The following is a 21,518-nucleotide window of genomic DNA, read 5'->3' as shown; positions in this document are numbered from 1 at the left end:
TGACTCACGCAGGTGGCGAAGCGTACATGCTTCGCCACCCAAAGCACCGACGCAGGCACAGGCTTCCTAAGCTTCGGCCTTCTCGCGGGCAAGCTCTTCGAGATACAACGCCATCTCTTCAGCCAGGGCTTTCGCGGCCGCAGGACGCTGCGCGATCCGCTGGTAATACGCATCCACCGACGGCCATTGCGCCAGACTCACGCCCGAGTACTGCGCCCAGTTCAGCACAGGGACGAGATACGCATCCGCCACCGTGAACCGGTCCAGCACAAACTCACGCGAACCGAGATGCGCGTCCAGCACGCCAAGCCGCAACGGCACCCGCTTGCGTGCGTAGTTCACGACATCTTCCGGCGCCGTCGGATCGAGCAGCGGCACGAACACCGCCTTATGCAACTCCGTGCTGACGAAGCCAAGCCACTGCTGCAACTTCGCGCGCTCACCCGTGCCGGGCGCTGGCGCGAGTTGCGCGTCGGGAAACTGGTCCGCGACATACGGCAGGATTGCCGTGTTTTCGGTCAGCAACCAGCCCTCGTCGGTGCGCAACACAGGCACCTGCCCAAGCGGGCTGACCGCATAGAAATCGGACCCGTCGCTGACGCGCTTCTTCTTCGTGTCGACCTGAATATAGCTGGCGTCGGCACCCGCCTCGTACAGCGCAATCCGGGTAGCGAGCGAACAGGCGAGTGGGGAAAAATACAGATCCATCTGGCGTCTCCAGTCACGGGTTTGAGTTTTGTACTATAGTGAACAAAATTAATCGGCGCCATATATTTTATGCATAACGGTACAAAAACAGATAGACGTTCACGGGGAAGGCCACGCGCCTATGACCCGGACGAAGCGATCGCCAGCGCAACCCATGCATTCTGGCAAGGTGGCTATTCGGGCACGTCGCTCGATGATCTGAGCGTCGCGACGGGCATGAACCGCCCGAGCCTGTACGGCGCATTTGGCGACAAGCACGCGCTCTATCTGACTACGCTCGACAGCTACATCGACGCGGGACTTAAAGCAATGGAAGCCGCGCTCGGCGGCGATCTGCCGTTGACGCAGGCTTTACAGCGCGTCTACGACGCGGCGCTCGCGATCTATCTGCCGAGCGGCGGCGAGCCGCGCGGATGCTTTCTGATCGGCACGGCGGTTGTGGAATCGAAGGTCGATGCCGAGGTGCGCGCGAAGCTCGCCGAGGGCCTGCGGACCTTCGATGGCGCGCTCGAAACGCGGCTGGTACGCGCGCAGGCGCAGGGAGAACTCGACCCGAATGCCGACGCCGCCGTGCTGGCGCGAGTGGCTTCCGCGATCATGCACAGCCTCGCATTGCGCTCGCGTGCGGGCGACACGCGAGCGTCGCTGCGCGCGACGGCCGCCGCTGGCGTGGCGCTGATCTGCGGGACCGCGGCTGGACTGGATATCGAACCGGCGAAACCCCGTCGCAAGGGAAAGTGACCGGCGCCATGACTGGCGTCGCGACGAACCGATCGGCTTTAGAAGCAACCTCACGGCTTGTCATCGGCAAGCCCGCTCCGTACACTCGCGCGTAATTCCAGAACAGCGCCGCCCGCGCGGCGCATATTCACTTTTACAGCGACTCAAGGAGACCTCCCGCCATGGCCGATTCGTACTTTCCCCGCTGGCGCGTCCAGCCGCAAGCCATCGAGGGCCTCGTCGTCGGAACCGACGAACGGCTCGCGTGGCCGCAGATGTTCGCGATGGGCATCCAGCACGTGGTCGCGATGTTCGGCGCGACGGTGCTCGCGCCGCTCCTGATGGGCTTCGATCCAAATCTCTGCATCTTCATGTCGGGCATCGGCACGCTGCTGTTTTTCGTGCTCGTCGGCGGACGCGTGCCGAGCTATCTCGGTTCGAGCTTCGCGTTTATTGGCCTCGTCATCGCGGTGACCGGCTACGGCGGACAAGGTCCGAACCTGAACATTCCGGTGGCGCTCGGCGGGATCATCGCGTGCGGCATCGTGTACGCGATCATCGGCTTCATCGTGTCGGCGATCGGCACGAAGTGGATCGAGACGCTGATGCCGCCCGTCGTCACCGGCGCGATTGTCGCGGTGATCGGCTTGAATCTCGCGCCGATCGCCGTGAAGGGCGTGAGCGCGAACGCGTTCGATGCGTGGATGGCGCTCGTGACCGTGCTGTGTGTCGGCGCCGTCGCGGTGTTTGCGCGCGGCATGCTGCAGCGCCTGCTGATTCTCGTCGGCCTGCTGATCGCGTACGTGATCTACGCGATCGTCACGAACGGGCTCGGCATGGGCAAGCCAATCGACTTCGCCATGGTCGCGAATGCCGCGTGGTTCGGCATGCCGCACTTCACGGCGCCCGTGTTCGACCTGCCGGCGATGACGCTGATCGCGCCAGTCGCGGTGATCCTCGTCGCGGAAAACCTCGGCCACATCAAGGCCGTCAGCGCGATGACCGGGCAGAACCTCGACGGCTACGTCGGCCGCGCGTTTATCGGCGACGGCCTCGCGACCATCGTGTCGGGTTTCGCTGGCGGCACGGGTGTCACGACGTACGCGGAAAACATCGGCGTCATGGCGGTCACCAAAATCTATTCGACGCTCGTCTTTGTGATCGCGGCGTTGATTGCGCTCGTGCTCGGCTTCTCGCCGAAGTTCGGTGCGGTCATCCATACGATTCCGGGTCCGGTGCTGGGTGGTGTGTCGATCGTCGTGTTCGGATTGATCGCGGTAACGGGCGCGCGCATCTGGGTCGTCAACAAGGTCGACTTTTCCGATAACCGTAACCTGATCGTCGCGGCCGTCACGCTCGTGCTGGGCGCGGGCGATTTCACGCTGAAACTCGGCGGGTTCGGGCTGGGCGGAATCGGTACGGCCACGTTCGGCGCAATCATCCTGTACGCGTTGTTGCGTCGCAAGCCGGCGCAGCAGCCGGTGGTTTAGGCGAGCGTGTGATCGGGGCGGGGCGCGCGTCGCCAGATCCGGCGGCATGCGCATTGCGTCAGCCTGGAATCACCCGCGCGCCCGGCCGCGGGTGGTCAACGCCGTCTCGGACAGATCCACTTCGCGCATCAGCCGCGTCAGCGTTTCGTCGTTGATCTTCTGCTCCCCACGCAGCGCGACCAGGGCCGCGCGCTCGGCGCGAATCGCGGCGACGCGCATCCGCAACTCCAGCGCTTCTGCCTCGCGGGCGAGCGCCGAACGCTCGCCTTCCTCGCCCAGCGTGGCGAGCCGACGACGGTAAATATCCATCACACGTGCGGTCACGTCCGCGGCATACGCCGACTCCGATTCATCGAGACCGGCATTGACCGTTTCGTGCAGGTCGTCGACGGCGCGGATCGCGGCCTGCGCCGCATGTGTGCGCGCGAGCTTTTCTTCGGCGGCGTGAGGATCGCGCCGGCCGCCGTGCGTGATGAGCGGCAACAAGACCACAGCGACCAGCAGCGACGCCAGAATCACGCCCGATGCGATGAAGATCGCGACGTCGCGTCCCGGCAACGTGACCGGCAGCGATAGCACGCCGGCCAGTGTGACGGCGCCGCGCACGCCGGCGACCGTCGTTATCGCGACCATCCGCACGCCCGGCACCGCGTTCGTCACGCCTTTGCGCGCGGCGCTTCGGCTCGCATACAGGCGCAACAGCCAGACCCACGCGTAGCGCAGCACGTACAGCATGAGCAGCACCGCGGCCACGTAGCCGATCAGCAGCAACATCTGTGCGTCGCTGGTGTGATGTGCGTCGAGCAACGCCTCGCCGAGGATATGCGGGAACTGCAGCCCGAGCAGAATGAACACCATACCGTTGAAGACGAACTCGATCATCGTCCACGTGCTCGCGGCGCGTATACGCGAGGAGACCGGCCCGACGTGCATGATGCTGGTGTAATTCATCATCATCCCGGCGGCGACGGCCGCAAGAATGCCCGACCACCCGAAGTGCTCTGCGAACAGATAGGACGCGAACGGAATCAGCAGCGTCATCACGACGCCCGGCGCGGGATCGCCTTCTTCGGTGACGTTCAGATAACGCGACGAGACGAAGCTGAACAGCCAGCCGACTGCCGCGCCCGTGGCGAGTCCGCCGGCAGCGATGATCACGAAGCTGATCGACGCATCGCGCAGCGAAAACACACCGGTGAGCGCCGCCGCGATGGCGAACTTCAGCGCGACGAGGCCCGACGCGTCATTCATCAGCGCTTCGCCTTCGAGGATATGCATCAGCTGCGGCGCAATCCGCCCTCTGCCGACGATGGCGGTCAGCGCGACGGCGTCGGTCGGCGACAGCACGGCGGCCAGCGCAAACGCGACCGGCAACGGGATCACGGGCACGAGCGCGTGCACGAAGTAGCCGACCACGAGCACTGTCATGAACACGAGCCCAAGCGCTAGCATCAGGATCGCGCGCCGCAGCATGAAGAACTCGCGCTTCGGAATCCGCCAGCCATCCGCGAATAACAGCGGCGGAATGAACAGCACCATGAAGATGTCGGGATCGAACGTGACATGCAGGCCGAACTTCGGCCAGGCGAGCAGCGCGCCTATCGCGATCTGGATCAGCGGAAGCGGCAACTTGAACGGCAGCAGCCGGAGCAGAAGACCCGAGACTGCCACCGAAAGGAGCAAAATCAGAACGGTAAAAACGATTTCCATCGGATTCGAGCGAGGCGGATAAATGGGTTAAAGCGGGGGCTAAAGCGACATAAAGGAGGGCGTTTCCCGTGCACGGCGACAGGCTCTGCCTGCTACGGGCACACAAGCCCGGAGTGTAGCCCGGCGCTTACTAAACTGTCGTCCGGCGCACACTTTGCCTGCTGCGCCGCCTGGCCCGATGCACCGTTACGGTGCGGTCCACGCCCCTGCTCGACGCACGGACCTTACAGTCGCTGCAAGGTGGCGCGCGAACTAACGCGATACGTGTGCCAGCGTGCGCACGGAGCTTGCTTATCAGGTGATCATGACGCACATTTTGAGAATGGAGCCAGCCCGGTCGTTCCTCGACAGGATCGTTCCACTCGCGCGTGAGAGGATTGCATGAGCATTGCGCAGCAGGACACGACAGCGGTCGCACCGCACGGCTTCGAGGTCAGTTTCACTTCGGGGCTGGAGCGGTTTTCGACGCGCCATGGGGATCTGGAGCTCACGAGCGTGTTCCAGCCAATTTTCAGTCTTTCGCACATGCGTGCGGTCGGCTACGAGGGGCTTCTGCGCGCGCACGATTCGCTCGACCGGCCGGTTTCGCCGCTCGACGTCTTTGGCCAGGCGGCCCGTATCGGCGACGTGCTGCAGGTCGACCGGCTTGCGCAGTCGCTGCATCTCGAGAACTTCAAGGCGCTCGGCGCCGAGCGCGAATGGCTGTTTCTGAACGTGCATCCGGGCGCGCTGACGGATCCGTATCACGCGGCCGCCCTGCTCGCGAACCTGAAGCGACTTGATCTGCCGCCGCGCCGCATCGTGCTCGAAGTGCTCGAGCAGCGCGCCGACGATCTGGAACGTCTCGCGGACGCCGTGCGCCAGTTCCGCGAGCGTGGCTTCCTGATCGCGCTCGATGATTTCGGCGCGGGGCATTCGAACGTCGAGCGGGTCTGGCAACTGAATCCAGACATCGTCAAGCTCGACCGTTCGCTGCTCGCGCCCGGCGCGATCCGGCCGCAAGGTTCGTCGATACTGCCGGGTCTTGTCTCGCTGCTGCATGAGGCGGGCAAGCTGGTGCTGGTCGAGGGCATCGAGACGGAAAGCGAAGCGCTGATGGCGCTCGCCTGCGATGCCGACTTCGTACAAGGCTTTTACTTCGGCCGGCCGAGCGCGCTGCTCGCCGATGCGTGCGCGACGTCCGCGGTGATCAGTGGTTTGACGGAGCGCAACCGCACGCTGACAGAGATGCGCGAGAAGCGCGACGCGTCGCGGCTCGCGCCGTATGTGCGTGCATTCGAGCGCGCGGCCGAGCGGCTCGCCGCCGGTGAGCCACTCGATGAGGTCTGCTGGAATTTCCTGTCACTCGATCATGCGGCGCGCTGCTTCCTGCTTGACGACAATGGCCGTCAGTCGGAGCGCAACGTGGTGCTGCGCGCCGATCGCGCGGTGCAGATGTCGCGCTTCCTGCCGCTCTCGGATGCGAAAGGTGCGAGCTGGCTACGCCGGCCGTATTTCCGCGCGGCGATCCGCGAGCCGCAACGCGTGCAGGTGACGCGGCCGTATCTGTCGATCAACGAGGCAACGCTGTGCGTGACGCTTTCGATCGCCACGCGCGTTGGTGAACGGATGGCCGTGCTGTGCGGCGATATAGACTGGCATCACGAGGGCGAGGAGGTCAGCTCCCCGCACGCGATGATCTAGATCGTGGCGGCGCGCCCCGGCACGCTCATTTCGCCACCACCACTGGAATGCCGCTCAACGCGCCGCTGCCGCGCATCTGCGCAAGGGCTTCCTGCACGACGGCGGACGTCACGGGCTCGATGTTCAACGCGCGTGCGAGTGAACGCTCCTGCGCCTTCGCCGCGACGAGGCTGTTCAGCTTCACCGGACCATAGCCGCGCACGCGCTGCATGACCTGCGCGAATTCGATTGCGTTTTGCCGCGTCGCGGGCGTGAGCGAGCGAAGCAGTGTGTCGATCGTCGCTTCGTAGTCGGTTGCCAGTGCGCGTTCCATCCGGCGCTCCAGTGAGCGGCCGAACGGATCGAGCGCCGTGCCGCGCAGCGCGCGAATCTTCGCGAGACCGCCGAGCACGGGCCACATCCACTGGCCAAACTTCACCTTCTTCGGCCGTGCGCCGTGTGCGGCGCGCGTGACCGTCGGCGGCGCCATGTTGAAACCGATCCGGAAATCGCGGCCCGCAGTGCCTTCGAACTGCGCTTCGATGGCCTTGCGGAATGAGTCGTCGGCGTAGAGGCGCGCGACTTCGTATTCGTCCTTCACCGCGAGCAGCTTGTAGAACGTCGTGGCGACAGCGCGTGTGAGCGGCTCGCTCCCGCTGCCGGCGCGTGCAAGTTGCCGCTCAGCCATACGCGCCCTGTCGACGAGCGAGCGGAAACGCTTCACATACGACGCATCACCATACGCCGACAGACGCGTTTCGCGATCGGCGATGACGGCGTCGACGTCGAATGCTTTGTCGTTGGCCACTGCGAAAGGCAATGCGACCGCATCGGCACGCGTTTGCAGCAAAGCGTCGAGCGAAGCCGGATCCTCCGCAGCCACGCGGCCGATCGCGAACGCCAGCTTGTTCGCCTCGATTGCGACGTTGTTCAGTTCGATCGCGCGCATTAGCGCCGCGAACGACACCGGCACCAGACCGAGTTGCCATGCGAAGCCGAGCATCAGGATGTTCGCGCCAATCGTGTCGCCAAGGAAACGGCTGGCAAGTGCCTGCGCATCGCACGTAGAGAGACGCTCCGCGTCCGCGGCGTGACGCATCTTGTCGATCAGCGCATCGGTGTGCAGGTTCGCATCCGGGTTCTGCACGAACGTCGCGTTCGGAATCGCATGCGTGTTCACGACGATGCGCGTGCGGCCGTGACGCACCGTCTGCAACGCGTCGCTACTCGCACCGACCACCATGTCGCACGCGAGCAGCAGGTCGGCCTGCTGCGTGTCGATACGGACCTGGTTCAGCCACTCGTCACGCGCGGCGAAGCGCACGAACGACAGCACCGAGCCGCCCTTCTGTGCGAAGCCCATGAAGTCGAGCACCGACGCGCTCTTGCCTTCCAGATGCGCGGCCATGCTGATCAGCGCGCCGACCGTCACGACGCCCGTGCCGCCGACGCCCGTCACCAGAATGTCGTACGGCGCTGCGTCGAGATGCGTAGCGGGTGTCGGCAGTGCGTCGACACGTTTCGCGAGCGCCGCCGGATCGAATGCCTTGCCGGCGGCCTTTTTCAGCTTGCCGCCTTCGACTGTGACGAAGCTCGGACAGAAGCCGTTCACGCACGAGTAATCCTTGTTGCACGACGACTGGTCGATACGGCGCTTGCGGCCCAGCGTCGTTTCCAGCGGCTCAACGGAAAGACAGTTCGACTGCACGCCGCAATCGCCGCAGCCTTCGCACACGGCTTCGTTGATGAAGAGACGCTTGTCCGGATCGGGAAACTCACCTTTCTTCCTGCGACGACGCTTCTCCGCCGCGCACGTCTGGTCATAGATCAGCACGGTGACGCCGTCGATGTCGCGCAACTCGCGCTGCACCGCATCGAGTTCGTCGCGGTGATGGAACGTGGTGCCGGTCGGAAAGAGGTTGTGATGGCCGTGGTACTTTTCCGGCTCGTCGCTGACCACGACGAAGCGCGACACGCCTTCCGCTTCCACCTGACGCGCGATCTGCGGCACCGAGATGCTGCCGTCGACCGGCTGGCCGCCCGTCATCGCGACCGCATCGTTGTAGAGAATCTTGTACGTGATGTTGGTATTCGCCGCGACTGCCTGACGGATCGCCAGAATGCCCGAGTGAAAGTACGTGCCGTCGCCAAGGTTCTGGAACACGTGGCGCGTTTTCGTGAACATCGAATGCGATGCCCAGTCGACGCCTTCGCCGCCCATCTGGATCAGGCCGGTCGTATCGCGCTCCATCCACGAAGCCATGAAGTGGCAGCCGATACCGGCCTGCGCGATCGAGCCGTCGGGCACTTTCGTCGATGTGTTGTGCGGACAGCCCGAGCAGAAGTACGGCGTGCGCTTTACCGCATCGGCGGCGTTCGAAAGAATCTGCGGCGCGACGAGATCGACCACGCGTTCGCGCCGGTCGAGCGCGGGCTTGTGGCGCGCGAGCCAGTTCGCGAACACGGGCAGAATCCGCGACGGACGCAGCTCGCCGAGCGCGGACAGCAGCATCGAACCGTCTTCGGCGTATTTGCCGAGGATCACCGGGCGCGCGCCCTCGCGGCGGTTGTACAGATAGTCCTTGATCTGCTGCTCGATGACCGGGCCTTTTTCCTCGATCACCAGCACGCCCGACAGCCCTTCGACGAAGGTATCGATGCGGCCCATTTCCAGCGGAAACGATAGCCCGACCTTGTAGATCCGCACGCCGGCCGCTTCAAGATCGGCGACGGTGAGATCGAGCCGGCGCAGCGCTTCCATCAAGTCCAGATGCGCCTTGCCGCACGTGATGATGCCGACGTTCGCGTGCGGGCTCGGCGCGATCCATTTGTCGATGCTGTTGGTGCGCGCAAAGTGGCGCACCGCGTTCAGCTTGGCCTCGAGCCGCGCCTCGATCGACAGACTCGGCAGATCGGGCCAGCGGTTGTGCAGGCCATCCGCGGGCGCGACGAAATCCGTCGGCACGGTCCATTCCGTTTGTAGCGCGTCGAGGTCGACCGTCGAGCCGGATTCGACCGTTTCCGAAATCGCCTTGTAGCCGACCCACGCCCCGGAGAAGCGCGACAGCGCCCAGCCGTACAGGCCGAACTCGAGCATGTCCGCGATGTTCGACGGATTCACCACCGGCATGTGCCACGACATCATCGTGAAGTCGCTCTGATGCGGCATCGACGACGACACGCAACCGTGGTCGTCACCCGCGACGACCAGCACGCCGCCATGTGGCGACGAGCCATACGCGTTGCCGTGCTTCAGCGCATCGCCGGCACGATCGACGCCCGGGCCCTTGCCGTACCAGAACGCGAACACGCCTTCGACCGTGCGCTCCGGGTCGGATTCCACGCGCTGCGTGCCGAGCACGGCGGTGCCGCCGAGTTCTTCGTTGATCGCGGGCAGGAAGCGGATATCGTTCTCAGTGAGCAGTTTTTTCGCCTTCCACAACTGCTGGTCAACCATCCCGAGCGGCGAGCCGCGATAGCCGCTGACGAAACCGGCCGTGTTCAGGCCATGGGCCCTGTCTATTGCGCGCTGCATCAGCGGAAGGCGCACGAGCGCCTGCGTGCCGGTCAGGAAAATGCGGCCGCGCATGGCGGTGAGATTGTCGGAAAGACGGTATTCGGCGAGGTCAGGCGCACCGTCGACAGGCAGTCGTGCGGTCATCGGGGAAGTCTCCTTGTTATGGCTTCGCGGGAACGGACGGGCAGTGCAACGTCGTCGCAACGAAAGAGACTCTATTTTTTCTCGCCGATTGGAGTGATTTATTGCTAAGTGGGGCGGGTGGGCCGCTATTCGAGCGAGCCATTGGGCGAAATTTCGCCCTTTTGAGTGAGTTCTACCGGAGCGCTCACCGGGTGCTCACTTCTCCTGCTCGTGGGCCTGCGCCTGTGGTGCCGGCATGTCGCGCGCGGCCTGCGCTTGCTGCGCCTTCTGCGCCTCGTATTCGTCGAGCGAAATGACCTCGTGGAAGTGCGAGTAGTCGATATGCGTCACGCCGTCCTTCTCCACGAGTACGTCCACATAGCGATGCCGCCAGCGAATGTCCTCGTGCGCCCATGAGTGGCGCGCCATCATTGTCTGTGACGTCGTTTCGTCCGAGCCTTCGATGGTGATCAGCAGCGACACTTCGCGCGCGGCCAGCGTCGCCGGCGTTTCACCGAAGAGCGGACTGTTTTCGTCGATGACATGCATCATGTTCCAGCCGAGCAGAAACATCGGGTGCTGCTCGCGCACGAGCTTCATATCGTGAATCTTGCGCAACGTGAAGCCTTCGGACGTCGTTTCGCGGCGCATCAGCCGCAGCCTCGCACGGGCTTCCGAGATCACGTTCTGACGTGCGTTCGCGGCGCGCACCATCAACGTTGGATGACCGTCAACAGGGAAAACGACCGCGTAACGGGCGAACATGATCTTCGCGCGAGGCCGCGAGAAGCGCGCGAAGATCAGGCCGGTGGCGAGGGCGATGCCCGACATCCCGACAAAGATCTCCAGCGTGGCGATGCCGTGCGCGTAGACCGTCTGCGGATGCATGTCGCCGTATCCTACGGTCGCGAGTGTTTCGACGCTGAAGAAGAACGCGCCGGCGAATCCCGGCGGCGCCTGATTGGCGATCGACGCGTGGCCGAGCATATAAAGCGCGGCGAACGTGGTATTGAGCAACAGGAACAGCACCGCGAGCGACGCGAAGAATATCGGCCAGCTGACCATCAACGCACGGTGATAAAGATCCTGCCAGACCGGCAGCGGCAACCCATGCGCAATGACCGTGCGCGAGGTGACGCGTATCTTGCGGCCGCGGCGGCCGGGGAAATCGCGCTCGGGCGGCGTCGTTCCCGCCTTCGAATCGGCGGATGAAGCGCGGTCTGACGGGTCGTGGGGCATCGCGTTGCGGCGGGTGTGGAAACGCGCAAAGCGTAGCACGCAAGGGCGTTGTGCCGCGCGGTGGTTGTGCGCGCGTCAGGGCATAAGGAGGCGCCCGTGCGGCTGAAGTCCCGCGCTCGCCGGCGACGCGCGTATGCGCCGGCGCACGCCGACGCATACGCGCGGCCTCTAAAAAAACGCTTAGGGAAACGAACGCGGTTTCGGAATACCCGCGCCGTGCTCAATATCGGCAACGGCCTGACGATGCGCGGATTCGACCGCTTCGGCGAGTTCGTCGAAGCCGGCGTCGCCGCCCACCGTGGTCCACACCTGCACCGGCTTGTCGCGATGACGGATTTCGTACTCCGCATCCCAGCGCGCACCCTGCAGTTCCAGCGGACGCACATGGATCGCGTACACACCGTAGAGGAAGAGCTGTTCAGCCATCTTCGCCTCCAGCCGGTTTATCCGGAAATGGCGCCGAACGGCGGTATGGCCGCGGCGCCGGTTCTACATAGACTCTGGGACCAGGAGCCGCGCCTAGAGTTCGATTTCGCCGAGGATGCGATGCGCGAGCGCCTTTGCTTCTTCAAGCGCTTCCTCAGGCGTCGCCGACGTGGCTTCGACTTCGTAGACAGTGTTCTCCTGCTCGTCGCCGTCGTCGCGCGACAGCGAGACGACGCCCTTGTACTCGTCGCCTTCTACGTCGCGCACGGTTGCGATCGCCGTGTAGATACCTTTGGTGTAGGTGACGTCGACCATGATGCAACTCCGACAAGGTGGAGATTCCATCGTAGCACGCAGATTGAAGCCTTACCGGTGCGTGACCATCCGGGCGCGTGTACGACACACACGGCACTCACGGCGCATGCACGCACGCTAACGCGCCGCGCGGTATGCAGGTCGCGTGGCGCGTCTCGATTCATTCCCCGTCTAGTCTTCCAGCAGCGCGACGACTTCGTCGAGCGTCGGCGAATGCGCACCCGAATGCCGGCACGCCGCTGCGCCCGCCGCCAGCGAAAACGCGAGATGCTCGGGCCACGTGCGTTGCGGCGCGGTCATCAGGCTGAACATCAGGCCGCCGATCGACGCATCGCCGGCGCCGACCGTATCGGCCACTTCGACGCGAGGCGGCCGGCCTTCGTACACCGCGTTGCCGACGAAGAGCGTCGACGTCTCCGGTCCGCGCGTGACAAGCACCGTCGCCGACGGATTCAGCGCGCGCAGTTGCTCGAGCGCGCCAGCTTCATCGTCGGTCTTGAAGAGCCGGCGCAGGTCTTCGTCTGAAACCTTGATGAGGTCGGCGAGTGCGGCCATCTTGCGCAGGATCGGCGCGTAGCCGTGCTCCATCAGGTTGCGGTAGTTCGGGTCGTAGCTGATCTTTACGCCGCGCGCGCGCAGGTCGGCGGCGAGCTTTGCGAGCGTGTCGCCGAGCGGCTGGCGCACGAGGCTGATGCCGCCGAAGTGCGCCCACTTCACCTGCTCCATCCAGCCTTGCGGCAACAGCGACGGATCGAGGGCGAGATCGGCGCTGTTGTCGCCCATGAAGAAGTAGGTCGGCGGATGCGTCTCGTGGACGATCGCCAGCAGCGGCGCGCGGTCGACGCGCTGCATGAAGCGCATGTCGAGGTCGGCGGCGACGCTGGCGTTCCAGATCGCGTCCGAAAAATAATCGTTGCCGAGCGAGCCGACAGAGGCCGTGCGCAGCCCAAGCCGCGCGACGGCGCGTGCGACGTTCCAGCCGGCGCCGCCTGGCACGGACAGCCAGTGCGAATCGTCGGTGCGGACCATGTCGGTGAGGATGTCGCCGGGAGAAACGAAGAGGGGAAATTCGGTGCTCGTTGTCATGATGGTCACCGTGTGGATTCAGTTGATGTTTCGGCAGCGCCTGCGAGTGCGTGCGTCAGCACTTCGTAGCACGCGCCCATCGTGTGATAGTCGGTCTTGCCGGCCGGGCTTTTCTCGTCGCTGTACTTGCGGTTGTCGCACGTGAGGATGCGATACCACGCGCCATAGCGATGATCGACGAAATGCACCCAGCTATAACGCCAGATCTCGTCGTACCAGTCCCAGAAGCGTTCATTGCCCGTGCGTTTGCCGAGCAGCGCGGCGGTCGCGAAGGTTTCGGCCTGCACCCAGAAGTATTTGTCGTGGTCACAGACGGTGCGGTCCGGGCCGAAGCCGTAGTACAGGCCGCCGTGATCTTCGTCCCATGCGTGCGTCATGGCGGCGTCAAAGAGTTCGATTGCGCGCGGCAGCAGCCACGGCAGCGGACGATGGCGTTCGAGAATTAGCAGCAGCTTCGCCCATTCGGTCTGGTGGCCAGGCTGGAAACCCCACGGACGGAAGATGTTCGAGCTGTCTTCCTCGTTGTAATGCCAGTCGACTGACCAGTCCGCGTGGAAGTGTTCCCAGACGAGACCCTGCGACAGCTTCGCCTGGCGCAGTGTGATGTTCGACGCGACGCGTTCCGCGCGGTCCAGATACACGAGGTGGCCGGTTGCTTCGTAGGCGGTGAGGAGCGCCTCGGTGGTGTGCATGTTCGCGTTCTGGCCGCGATAGCTGGACACGCGCCAGTCGGCGGTTGCTTCGTCGGCGTAGAGGCCGGCGGCGGCGTCCCAGAAGCGGTGTTCCATCAGATCGAAGGTCGCGCCGATCATCGGCTTCGCTTCCTCGATGCCCGCCATCGCCGCGTGCGAGTAAGCAAGCAGCACGAAAGCCAGGCCGTAGCAGTGACGCGTCGAATCGAGCGCGCGTTTGTGGCCGTCGCGCCATTCGAGTTCCCAGTCGTAGCCTTCGTGCTGCGCGTCCCAGTGCGCGTCGCGCAGGAAGCGCACGCCGTGGCGCGCGTACTCAAGATGCTTCGGGTCGCCGAACTGACGGTACGCCATCGCGTAGTTGAACACGTAGCGGCAGCTGCTTACCAGATGGCGCGTCGTGCGGTCGTAGATCGAGCCGTCGTCGCGGAAGAAGTGGAAGAACCCGCCGCTCGGGTCCAGCACGTTCGGCGCGTAAAAGCCGAGCGTGTCCTGGATATGCGAGAGCAGGAATTCCGGTTCGCGGAAGCTGGCGACGGGCGGTACAGGCAGCGCGGCATCAGCGTGCGGGCTAGCTTGCAGGTTGGCGTGATTCAGGTCGGGTTGCGTCATGGCTTTTTCACCGAAGTGCTGGCACGGGCTATGAGTTGGACAGGCAGGCGGACTTCCGTTTCGGCTGGCGCATCTTCGAGCAGCAGCTCGACGCCGCGCCGGCCGAGCGCTTCCTTGTCGACGCCGATCGTCGACAGAGGCGGCGAGGCATGCGCTGCTGCGGGAATATCGTCGAAACCGATGATGGCAATGTCTTCCGGCACGCGCAGGCCGCGCGCAAGGCAGACGCGCATCGCGGCGAGCGCGGCGGCGTCGTTGTAGGCAAAAACCGCGTCGACGCGTTCACCCGGCGCGTCGAGCAGACGCTCCATCGCGAGCGCGGCGCCGGCGTCGGGATCGAGGCCGGCGTCCATCGCCACTTCCAGCGACGGATCGAACAGCAGCCCGGCTTCGAAGAACGCGCGACGGTAACCGAGCGCGCGCTGCGCAATGCTGAAATGCGCGAGCGAGCCGCCGATAAACGCAATGCGCGTGCGCTTTTGCGCGAACAGATGCCGCATTGCGAGCGTGGCGCCTTCGGCGTTGTCGAGATTCACCGAGCGCAGGCCGGGCGCCCACAGATCGATCAGCACGAGCGGACGCTGCATCGCGACGAGCGTGGCGAGCGTCTCCGGCTCGACGAAGCCGGCGATCGCGACGGCGTCCGGCGAATGGACGCGCATCTGCCGGATGACGTCCTCGGTCGGACCGGCCGTCAGCAGCGACGGCACGATGCCGCGTTCGCGGCACGCGTCTTCGACGCCGTGCAGCACGTGCGAGAAAAACGGGCTGACGGTGAAGTTGTTGTGCTGGCGATGCAGAAGAAACGTGAGCCGGCGGATACGCGGACGCAACTGTGCCGCGTCGTAGCCGAGCTGGCGCGCGGCCTCGACGACACGCAGACGCGTGGCATCGGAGAGACCGGGCTGGTTTTTCAGCGCGCGTGAGACAGTGCCGATCGACACGCTGGCAGCACGCGCGACGTCACGGATGGTTGTCGCCATGTACTGATGGCCGGCCGTGAGGGCCGCTGGTTTCGAGTCCGGAGATTGTATAGTAAAACAGACTTGCAGAAACCCGTGACGCAGGGGGTTAACCCGTGTAAGTGGCTGTATCCAGTGGCTGCACGCGTGTTTTTATGTGTTTAGTAAAATCAACTAAACGAGATGTGATGGCACGATGTTAGCGGTCGTGAGCAGACGGCCGGATTCCCACGATGCAGGTTTGTCGTGTCAGTCTGATGTAATTCGTGGGGATTGGCGTCAGTGCCGCCGTTGCGCCTGCCGTTGCCGCTGACGGGCGTGGTTGCGAAGTGCGCAACCGGGAATCAACCGTCGGCCTGGCCCGGCGAATCGATGCGGCCACGCAGCAGCGCCTCGCTTTCGTCGCTGTCGATCAGCACGAAGCCCGACGGTTCCTGTTTCGCGCGGCGCTTCGCCAGCGCTGCAACCGAGGCGATTTCCTCGCTTGTGTAGAGCGCCACGTCACTGTCGGGCTGCACGCGCACGCCGCCGATCGCCATCGTCACGAAGCCGAAGAACGTCGGATTGCCGCGCCGGTCCTCGCCGTGGATCCCACCCGCCAGCCGGTCGGCCGGCGCATAAAAGCGCTGTGCGCCTTCGTTGAACGCGTGGATCGCGCGCAGTGCGCGTTCGCGCCAGTCGTCGCTCTGGAAGAGGATCAGGAAGTCGTCGCCGCCGACGTGGCCAAGAAAATCCCGCGTCGGGTCGCACACGTCGGCGAGCACCGCTGCTGCGAACTTCAGCACTTCGTCGCCCTGCCAGTAGCCGTACTCGTCGTTGAACGGCTTGAAATGGTTCAGGTCGACGTAGCACGCGTAGAACGCGGCGTCGTTGCTGACAAGCCGCGCGATGTGCGAGCTGATCGGGATGTTGCCCGGCAGGAACGTCAGCGGATTCGCGTAGCGCGCCGCTTCGATGCGCACTTCAGTGACCGCGCGCACCAGCTTTTCGCCGGTGCCGAGGCCGACGTATTTGCCGTTGTCGGTGATGACGAAGCCGTCAGCGAGATAGCGCTGGTCGTCGCTCGCGAGGAGTTTCGCCATCTGCTCGACCGTCATCGATTTTTCGATGACGACCGGCGACGCGTTGGCGAACAGCAGGCACGGACGCTTGCCGAACAGTTCGCGGTGATACGGCAGCGCGTAGCGATCCATGAACGCGCGGCGGTTGATCAGCGCGACCGGCTCGTCGTTTTCCACAACAGCAACCGCGTGCAGATCCGGCAAACGGTTGAAGAGGTCGAGCACGTCGTTATTCGTCGCCTCGCGTGGCAGCGCGGGCGCATGCACGAGCATCTTGTCCGATGCCATGCCGCCCGACGGCGACGCGCCCACGGTGCGCGTCGTTTCCGGGAACACCGCGATGTGATGCGCGCGGATTGCTTCGCGGGCGTCGTCGGTGACGAATCGTGGAGGCTGCGCGTGCGGCCTTCCGAAGAAAAAGCCCTGCCCGCAACCGATGCCCATATCGCGCACGACGATCAGGTCCGCTTCATTTTCGATGCCCTCCGCCACCAGCCTCGCGCCGCTCGCGTTCGCGAAATGCTGCATCGCCTTGACGGCCTCGAACTTGAGCGGGTCGCTCGCGATGTCGTGGATAAAGAAGCGGTCGATCTTCACGACGTCCGGTTGCAGGCGTACCCACAGGTTCATGCTCGCGTTCGCTGTGCCGTAGTCGTCGAGCGCGAACTGCGCGCCGAACGTGCGCAGCGCATCGATGATCGACAGGAAGTTGCCGATGTCCGGAATTGCGCTCTGCTCGGTCAGTTCGATCACGATGCGGGCGGGGTCGAGGCCCGTCTGACGTAACAGGGCAAGCGTGCTGTCGGGCATGGCGGCGAGATCGTGGATGGCGTCCGCGCTGAAGTTGAGGAACAGCTTGCCTTCGCATTTGAGACGCGCGAAAGCCTCGATACAGGTGCGCGCCGCGGCGCGTTCAAGTGCGATTGCACAGCCTTCCGCGGCTGCCTGCGCGAAGAGTGCATACGGCGCTTCCAGCGGCGTGCCGGATGGACCGCGAATAAGACCTTCGTAGCCGAGGATGGCGCCATCCTCGAAATCGACAATCGGCTGAAACACCGCGGACAGCTCGCGACGGGCGATCAGATCTTCAATGCCCGGCGAAGGCCGGCCGAGGGGCGAGCGAACAGGCATGAGCGAGCTGCCGAAACGATGGGGTTATCGACTTAACGGCCGATATGCGTAGCAGTTAAGTGAATCTTTGATGAACCATCGCACCGCGTTGGTGCTTTCGTGCCTGCGCCTACGCCATCTGGTCGAGGTGACGGCTGGCGCTGCGTCGCGTGAAATAACGAAAAAGCCGCATGAGGCGGCTTTTCACTTTTCGCTACTGCTTGATATGACTTACTCTCGCTCAGGACATCTCATGGATTATCTGTTCGACGCATCCAATCCCTCAGCGGCGCGCGACGGCCGCTGGCGCGGCCTCCTTGCCGACGGCGCGTTTTTCGGCGCTGATATCACGGGCGCCCCAGCGCTGCGCAAGCGCGGCGCACACCATCAGCTGGATCTGATGGAACAGCATCAGCGGCAGCACCACCGCGCCCACCGCATGCGACGCGAAAATCACCTTGGCCATCGGCACGCCGGCCGCCAGACTTTTCTTCGAACCGCAGAAGATGATCGTGATCTGGTCCGCGCGATTAAAGCCCAGCCGCCTGCTGATGAACATCGTGAGCGCGAGCGCAATGGCGAGCAGCACGGCGCACACCACGAACAGGCCGGCCAGCGCGGTCAGCGGAATATGGTGCCACAGGCCTTCGTTCACCGCCTCGCTGAAAGCGGCGTACACCACGAGCAGAATCGAGCCCTGGTCGACGAACTTCAGTACGCCGCGGTTACGCTCGATCCACCGGCCAATCACCGGGCGCAGCAGTTGTCCGGCCACGAACGGCACGAGCAGCTGGAGCACGATGCTCCACACGGTATGCCAGGCGGAAGTGCCGCCGGCAGCCTGGTTCGTGATGACGACGCTTACGAGCGCGGGCGTGATGAAGATCCCAAGAAGACTCGACGCCGACGCACTACATACCGCGGCGGGCACGTTGCCTTTCGCAATCGAGGTGAACGCGATGGAGGACTGGACGGTCGATGGCAGCGTGCAGAGGAAGAGAATTCCCGCGTAGAGCGACGGCGTGACGAGCGGCGAAAGGAGCGGTTTAAGCGCGAGGCCGAGCAGCGGAAAGAGCGCGAACGTGCTTAGCAGGACGACCAGATGCAGCCGCCAGTGCGTTGCACCCGCGATGATCGCCTCGCGCGACAGCTTCGCGCCGTGCAGGAAAAACAGCAGCCCGACGGCAATATTCGTCAGCGAGTTGAACGCCGCGGCCGCCTGGCCGTGGACGGGCAGCAGGCTCGCCAGAATAACGGTGCCAACGAGGCACAGCGTGAAGTTGTCGGGGAGCAGTTTGGGGCGAGCCATCTCGGGAATCTCGAAGCAATAGGCGCAGTGTGACGCGAAAAACGCGGGCGCGCGAATGAGGGCGCCGGTCACTGGATGCAATCAATGGAAACGCCTATTGTCCGGCGTTTCCGATTGAATATGCAAATTCATTTGAAGAATCGATTAATGCACTTTGCGCATGTTGCAGGCTCGCGACACCTCTATGTTTATAGGCGCGATTTCGACAGGCGCCATCCATTCGGTCGGATTTACTGGCCGTTTTCGGAGTGCCTCAACCGGCACGTGGGCCGCGTGCTGTGGTCTGCCCGGAGAGCCTTGCTACATGCGCTTTTCGCGAAAAAAGCCTGCCGTAACATGGTGTTACAACCCTTCCGGTGGCATAACATTTTTTGCCTCGACACGCTGGATGGGCGCCCATAAATTACTGCTCACAAGCCATTGGGAAGTCGGCACGCGCGGCGTGGCGACGGCAGCGCGCCCGTCTCTCAAAACAGGTTTTGCCATTGCTCGAAAGGCGAATCTGCGGCGGGTCGTCGAGCAGGTGAAGGATCGTGAACGCAGGGTATTCGAAAAGGTTGCACTGGCTGCTGGGCGCGCTGATCGCGCTCCTGGCGTCGTTCGCCTGTGCGAAACCGTTACCGCCTGCACATGTCGACATGTCGCGTGGCGCAATACACGGTGGGGGATTCTTCCGGCCGGTCCAGCAGAATGCACCGGGCGGCGGTCGCTGGTACGGTTTGCAGCCGGGTACGCGTGTCGGCCAGGCTGAACGCAATCTCAGCATGGCACGCGCGCCGGCGCCGGCCTACGGCGGGTTGCCGCAGATGGCTGCGCAGGGTCGCCCGTTCCGCGTGGACGGCGAGCCGGTCCGCTATGCAGGCGCGATCACGCCGGTCAGCACCGAGGGTCGTTCGGCGCCGCGTCCGCCCGTCAACGCGCCCGTACGCGCCGGTTCGATCCGCGCCGATGTCGCCCGCTATAACGAAGAGCGCGGTGCCGTGCGTTCCATTCCCCATCCGCCGGACGACGTTCCCCGTCCTCCGCCGCCTTCGCCTTATCGCAACTGACCTTTCGCCGTACCGCAACTGACCGGGCGACGGGTTGCGTCGCGGGCGCGCTGCGCCCCGCCGCCGGTGATTTCTCGCCGGGTTTCCAGCCTCGTCCCCGCTGACAACCGCCTGTTTTTCCCGCACCCATTCCCTGCTTCTAACAGATGTAAGCCGCCTTCAGCTGTCCGCTGCCCGTCCAGCGCGTCGGGCCGCGTCCCGCACGCCGGGAGATATGACGCGTGCGCGCCACACTTCTTTGAAAAACGTCATCTTCAGGGCACGATTCGGCCTCCGTTGGTTGTCCGGTTGCGGCAGCGCATCACGTAGACCCAATTCCGGCGCTACGCATCCCGGCAAGGCAATGCCCGCCACGCCCGGCGAACATCGGCGCGCATGTCGCACTGCGGTCAGACCTGGGTACGACCGTGCTTTAACAGGCCGTTATTCGAAGAAACTAAGCGGGCTCATATACCGGCAATAACCAGACATATTTTTTTTCATAAAAATGGTCCGCAAAGATGGTCTCCGCCCACTGATCCAGATCAGCTCGACGACCTGACGGACAACAACAACCGTTTGCGCGAGTAACCCGCCGCGCCAGCCACGCTTACCTTTTGACAAAGACAGGAGAATTCATGAAAACAAACGTCAGCCGCACGCTGAAGACCACTCTCAAGGCAACTGTGATCGCCGGCCTGCTGGCAGGCGCATCGACCGCATTCGCGCAGTCGAGCGTCCAGCTCTATGGACAGGTCGATGAATGGGTTGGCTCGCAGAAATTCCCGGGTAACGAGCGCTCGTGGGTTGTGTCGGGCGGCGGGATGTCGACTTCGTACTGGGGCATGAAGGGCGCGGAAGACCTCGGCAACGGCTACAAGGCGATCTTCACCCTGGAAGGCTTCTTCCGCGCGCAGAACGGCCAGTACGGCCGCTTCACCGGCGACACGATGTTCTCGCGTAACGCGTACGTCGGCATCGAAGCGCCGTGGGGCACGATGACCGCCGGCCGTCTGACGACACCGCTGTTCGTGTCGACGATCCTGTTCAACCCGTTCATCGATTCGTACGTGTTCTCGCCGATGGTCTACCACGTGTACCTCGGCCTCGGCACGTTCCCGACGTACAACACGGATCAGGGCGTGACCGGTGATTCGGGCTGGAACAACGCGGTGCAGTACCAGTCGCCGAACTTCAACGGCCTTTCCGCGACCGCGATGTACGCGCTCGGCAACACGACGCAGAACGGCGCGAAGAAGTGGAGCGGGCAGGTGCTGTACTTCCACGGCCCGTTCGCCGCGACCGCCGTGTATCAGTACGTGAACTTCAACAACAGCCCGGGCGACCTGACCAATCCGGGTGCGTCCGGCGTCCTCGGTCTGAAGAGCCAGGGCGTGGGTCAGGTCGGCGCCTCTTACGACCTGAAGTACGTGAAGTTCTTCGGCCAGTACATGTACACGAAGAACGATCAGGGCGCGCTTGGCAGCTGGCACGTCAATACGGCCCAGGGCGGCGTGAGCGTGCCGGCGGGTCCCGGCACGGTCATGGCTTCGTACGCGTACTCGCGTGACGGTGGCGGCCTCGACCAGACGCGTCAGACCGCGGCACTCGGCTACGACTACCCGTTGTCGAAGCGCACGGACGTCTACGCGGCCTATCTGTACGACAAGATCAGCTCCCAGACGTCGGGTGACACGTTCGGCGTCGGTATCCGTGCGAAGTTCTAGGTCACGGGGCGGCTCGCCAGCCTC

16 protein-coding genes are annotated in these 21,518 nt (G+C 64.0%); 5 read left to right on the top strand and 11 right to left on the bottom strand.

Going from position 1 to position 21,518, the window contains the following annotated elements; translation table 11 throughout:
- Positions 1-66 precede the first annotated feature (66 nt).
- A complete protein-coding gene (locus P3T21_RS05915) occupies positions 67-708 on the bottom strand; it encodes a glutathione binding-like protein (RefSeq protein ID WP_429254988.1) in 642 nt (213 codons plus the stop codon).
- Between the two features lie 69 nt (positions 709-777).
- Here P3T21_RS05915 and P3T21_RS05910 point away from each other — a divergent pair, with 69 nt between their 5' ends.
- Both P3T21_RS05910 and P3T21_RS05905 read left to right on the top strand, forming a co-directional pair.
- Complete coding sequence (locus P3T21_RS05910; RefSeq protein WP_429254987.1) at positions 778-1,449, top strand: TetR/AcrR family transcriptional regulator; 672 nt, start codon at positions 778-780, stop codon at positions 1,447-1,449.
- Between the two features lie 161 nt (positions 1,450-1,610).
- Positions 1,611-2,918 (top strand): solute carrier family 23 protein, encoded by a 1,308-nt coding sequence (locus tag P3T21_RS05905; protein WP_429254986.1) that lies wholly within the window; start codon positions 1,611-1,613, stop codon positions 2,916-2,918.
- Positions 2,919-2,987: 69 nt separating this feature from the next.
- On the opposite strand, the gene P3T21_RS05900 is transcribed toward P3T21_RS05905, so the two are convergent.
- Positions 2,988-4,628: a Na+/H+ antiporter gene (locus tag P3T21_RS05900; protein WP_429254985.1), complete on the bottom strand. Its 1,641-nt coding sequence runs from the start codon at positions 4,626-4,628 to the stop codon at positions 2,988-2,990.
- A gap of 381 nt (positions 4,629-5,009) precedes the next feature.
- Here P3T21_RS05900 and P3T21_RS05895 point away from each other — a divergent pair, with 381 nt between their 5' ends.
- Complete coding sequence (locus P3T21_RS05895; protein ID WP_429254984.1) at positions 5,010-6,311, top strand: EAL domain-containing protein; 1,302 nt, start codon at positions 5,010-5,012, stop codon at positions 6,309-6,311.
- A 25-nt stretch (positions 6,312-6,336) separates the two neighbouring features.
- Here P3T21_RS05895 and P3T21_RS05890 read toward each other — a convergent pair whose 3' ends face one another.
- The 9 genes from P3T21_RS05890 to P3T21_RS05850 form a co-directional block, all read right to left on the bottom strand.
- A complete protein-coding gene (locus P3T21_RS05890) occupies positions 6,337-9,951 on the bottom strand; it encodes an indolepyruvate ferredoxin oxidoreductase family protein (RefSeq protein ID WP_429254983.1) in 3,615 nt (1,204 codons plus the stop codon).
- 195 nt (positions 9,952-10,146) lie between these two features.
- Entirely contained in the window at positions 10,147-11,169 is a 1,023-nt protein-coding gene (locus P3T21_RS05885) for an ion channel (RefSeq protein WP_429254982.1), read from the bottom strand.
- A gap of 180 nt (positions 11,170-11,349) precedes the next feature.
- Positions 11,350-11,595: a hypothetical protein gene (locus tag P3T21_RS05880; protein ID WP_429254981.1), complete on the bottom strand. Its 246-nt coding sequence runs from the start codon at positions 11,593-11,595 to the stop codon at positions 11,350-11,352.
- Between the two features lie 93 nt (positions 11,596-11,688).
- Positions 11,689-11,910: a hypothetical protein gene (locus P3T21_RS05875; protein WP_429254980.1), complete on the bottom strand. Its 222-nt coding sequence runs from the start codon at positions 11,908-11,910 to the stop codon at positions 11,689-11,691.
- 171 nt (positions 11,911-12,081) lie between these two features.
- Positions 12,082-12,996, bottom strand: coding sequence for a carbohydrate kinase family protein (locus P3T21_RS05870; RefSeq protein ID WP_429254979.1), 915 nt, complete (start codon positions 12,994-12,996; stop codon positions 12,082-12,084).
- A gap of 5 nt (positions 12,997-13,001) precedes the next feature.
- Complete coding sequence (locus P3T21_RS05865; protein WP_429254978.1) at positions 13,002-14,297, bottom strand: AGE family epimerase/isomerase; 1,296 nt, start codon at positions 14,295-14,297, stop codon at positions 13,002-13,004.
- Complete coding sequence (locus tag P3T21_RS05860; protein WP_429254977.1) at positions 14,294-15,280, bottom strand: LacI family DNA-binding transcriptional regulator; 987 nt, start codon at positions 15,278-15,280, stop codon at positions 14,294-14,296. The genes P3T21_RS05865 and P3T21_RS05860 overlap by 4 nt, the downstream gene beginning before the upstream one ends.
- Positions 15,281-15,603: 323 nt before the next feature.
- On the bottom strand, positions 15,604-17,451 hold the full coding sequence (locus tag P3T21_RS05855) for an EAL domain-containing protein (protein ID WP_429254976.1): 1,848 nt from the start codon (positions 17,449-17,451) through the stop codon (positions 15,604-15,606).
- A 262-nt stretch (positions 17,452-17,713) separates the two neighbouring features.
- The gene (locus tag P3T21_RS05850) at positions 17,714-18,739 is read right to left on the bottom strand and encodes a bile acid:sodium symporter family protein (protein WP_429254975.1); all 1,026 of its coding nucleotides are present in this window, start codon (positions 18,737-18,739) and stop codon (positions 17,714-17,716) included.
- Between the two features lie 533 nt (positions 18,740-19,272).
- On the opposite strand from P3T21_RS05850, the gene P3T21_RS05845 reads away from it, so the two are divergent.
- A complete protein-coding gene (locus P3T21_RS05845; protein ID WP_429254974.1) occupies positions 19,273-19,788 on the top strand; it encodes a hypothetical protein in 516 nt (171 codons plus the stop codon).
- Positions 19,789-20,405: 617 nt separating this feature from the next.
- Entirely contained in the window at positions 20,406-21,494 is a 1,089-nt protein-coding gene (locus P3T21_RS05840; protein WP_429254973.1) for a porin, read from the top strand.
- The last annotated feature ends 24 nt before the right edge of the window (positions 21,495-21,518 follow it).

The sequence above is a fragment of the Paraburkholderia sp. GAS334 genome (assembly GCF_050436625.1).
In the GTDB taxonomy this organism is placed as follows: Bacteria; Pseudomonadota; Gammaproteobacteria; order Burkholderiales; family Burkholderiaceae; genus Paraburkholderia.
This window is presented reverse-complemented; position numbering and strand designations above follow the sequence as displayed.

Excerpts from the sequence above, each read along its gene's own strand:
- P3T21_RS05915 (WP_429254988.1), bottom strand. The coding sequence starts at position 708 with ATGGATCTGTATTTTTCCCCACTCGCCTGTTCGCTCGCTACCCGGATT.
- P3T21_RS05910 (WP_429254987.1), top strand. The coding sequence starts at position 778 with ATGCATAACGGTACAAAAACAGATAGACGTTCACGGGGAAGGCCACGC.
- P3T21_RS05905 (WP_429254986.1), top strand. The coding sequence starts at position 1,611 with ATGGCCGATTCGTACTTTCCCCGCTGGCGCGTCCAGCCGCAAGCCATC.
- P3T21_RS05900 (WP_429254985.1), bottom strand. The coding sequence starts at position 4,628 with ATGGAAATCGTTTTTACCGTTCTGATTTTGCTCCTTTCGGTGGCAGTC.
- P3T21_RS05895 (WP_429254984.1), top strand. The coding sequence starts at position 5,010 with ATGAGCATTGCGCAGCAGGACACGACAGCGGTCGCACCGCACGGCTTC.
- P3T21_RS05890 (WP_429254983.1), bottom strand. The coding sequence starts at position 9,951 with ATGACCGCACGACTGCCTGTCGACGGTGCGCCTGACCTCGCCGAATAC.
- P3T21_RS05885 (WP_429254982.1), bottom strand. The coding sequence starts at position 11,169 with ATGCCCCACGACCCGTCAGACCGCGCTTCATCCGCCGATTCGAAGGCG.
- P3T21_RS05880 (WP_429254981.1), bottom strand. The coding sequence starts at position 11,595 with ATGGCTGAACAGCTCTTCCTCTACGGTGTGTACGCGATCCATGTGCGT.
- P3T21_RS05875 (WP_429254980.1), bottom strand. The coding sequence starts at position 11,910 with ATGGTCGACGTCACCTACACCAAAGGTATCTACACGGCGATCGCAACC.
- P3T21_RS05870 (WP_429254979.1), bottom strand. The coding sequence starts at position 12,996 with ATGACAACGAGCACCGAATTTCCCCTCTTCGTTTCTCCCGGCGACATC.
- P3T21_RS05865 (WP_429254978.1), bottom strand. The coding sequence starts at position 14,297 with ATGACGCAACCCGACCTGAATCACGCCAACCTGCAAGCTAGCCCGCAC.
- P3T21_RS05860 (WP_429254977.1), bottom strand. The coding sequence starts at position 15,280 with ATGGCGACAACCATCCGTGACGTCGCGCGTGCTGCCAGCGTGTCGATC.
- P3T21_RS05855 (WP_429254976.1), bottom strand. The coding sequence starts at position 17,451 with ATGCCTGTTCGCTCGCCCCTCGGCCGGCCTTCGCCGGGCATTGAAGAT.
- P3T21_RS05850 (WP_429254975.1), bottom strand. The coding sequence starts at position 18,739 with ATGGCTCGCCCCAAACTGCTCCCCGACAACTTCACGCTGTGCCTCGTT.
- P3T21_RS05840 (WP_429254973.1), top strand. The coding sequence starts at position 20,406 with ATGAAAACAAACGTCAGCCGCACGCTGAAGACCACTCTCAAGGCAACT.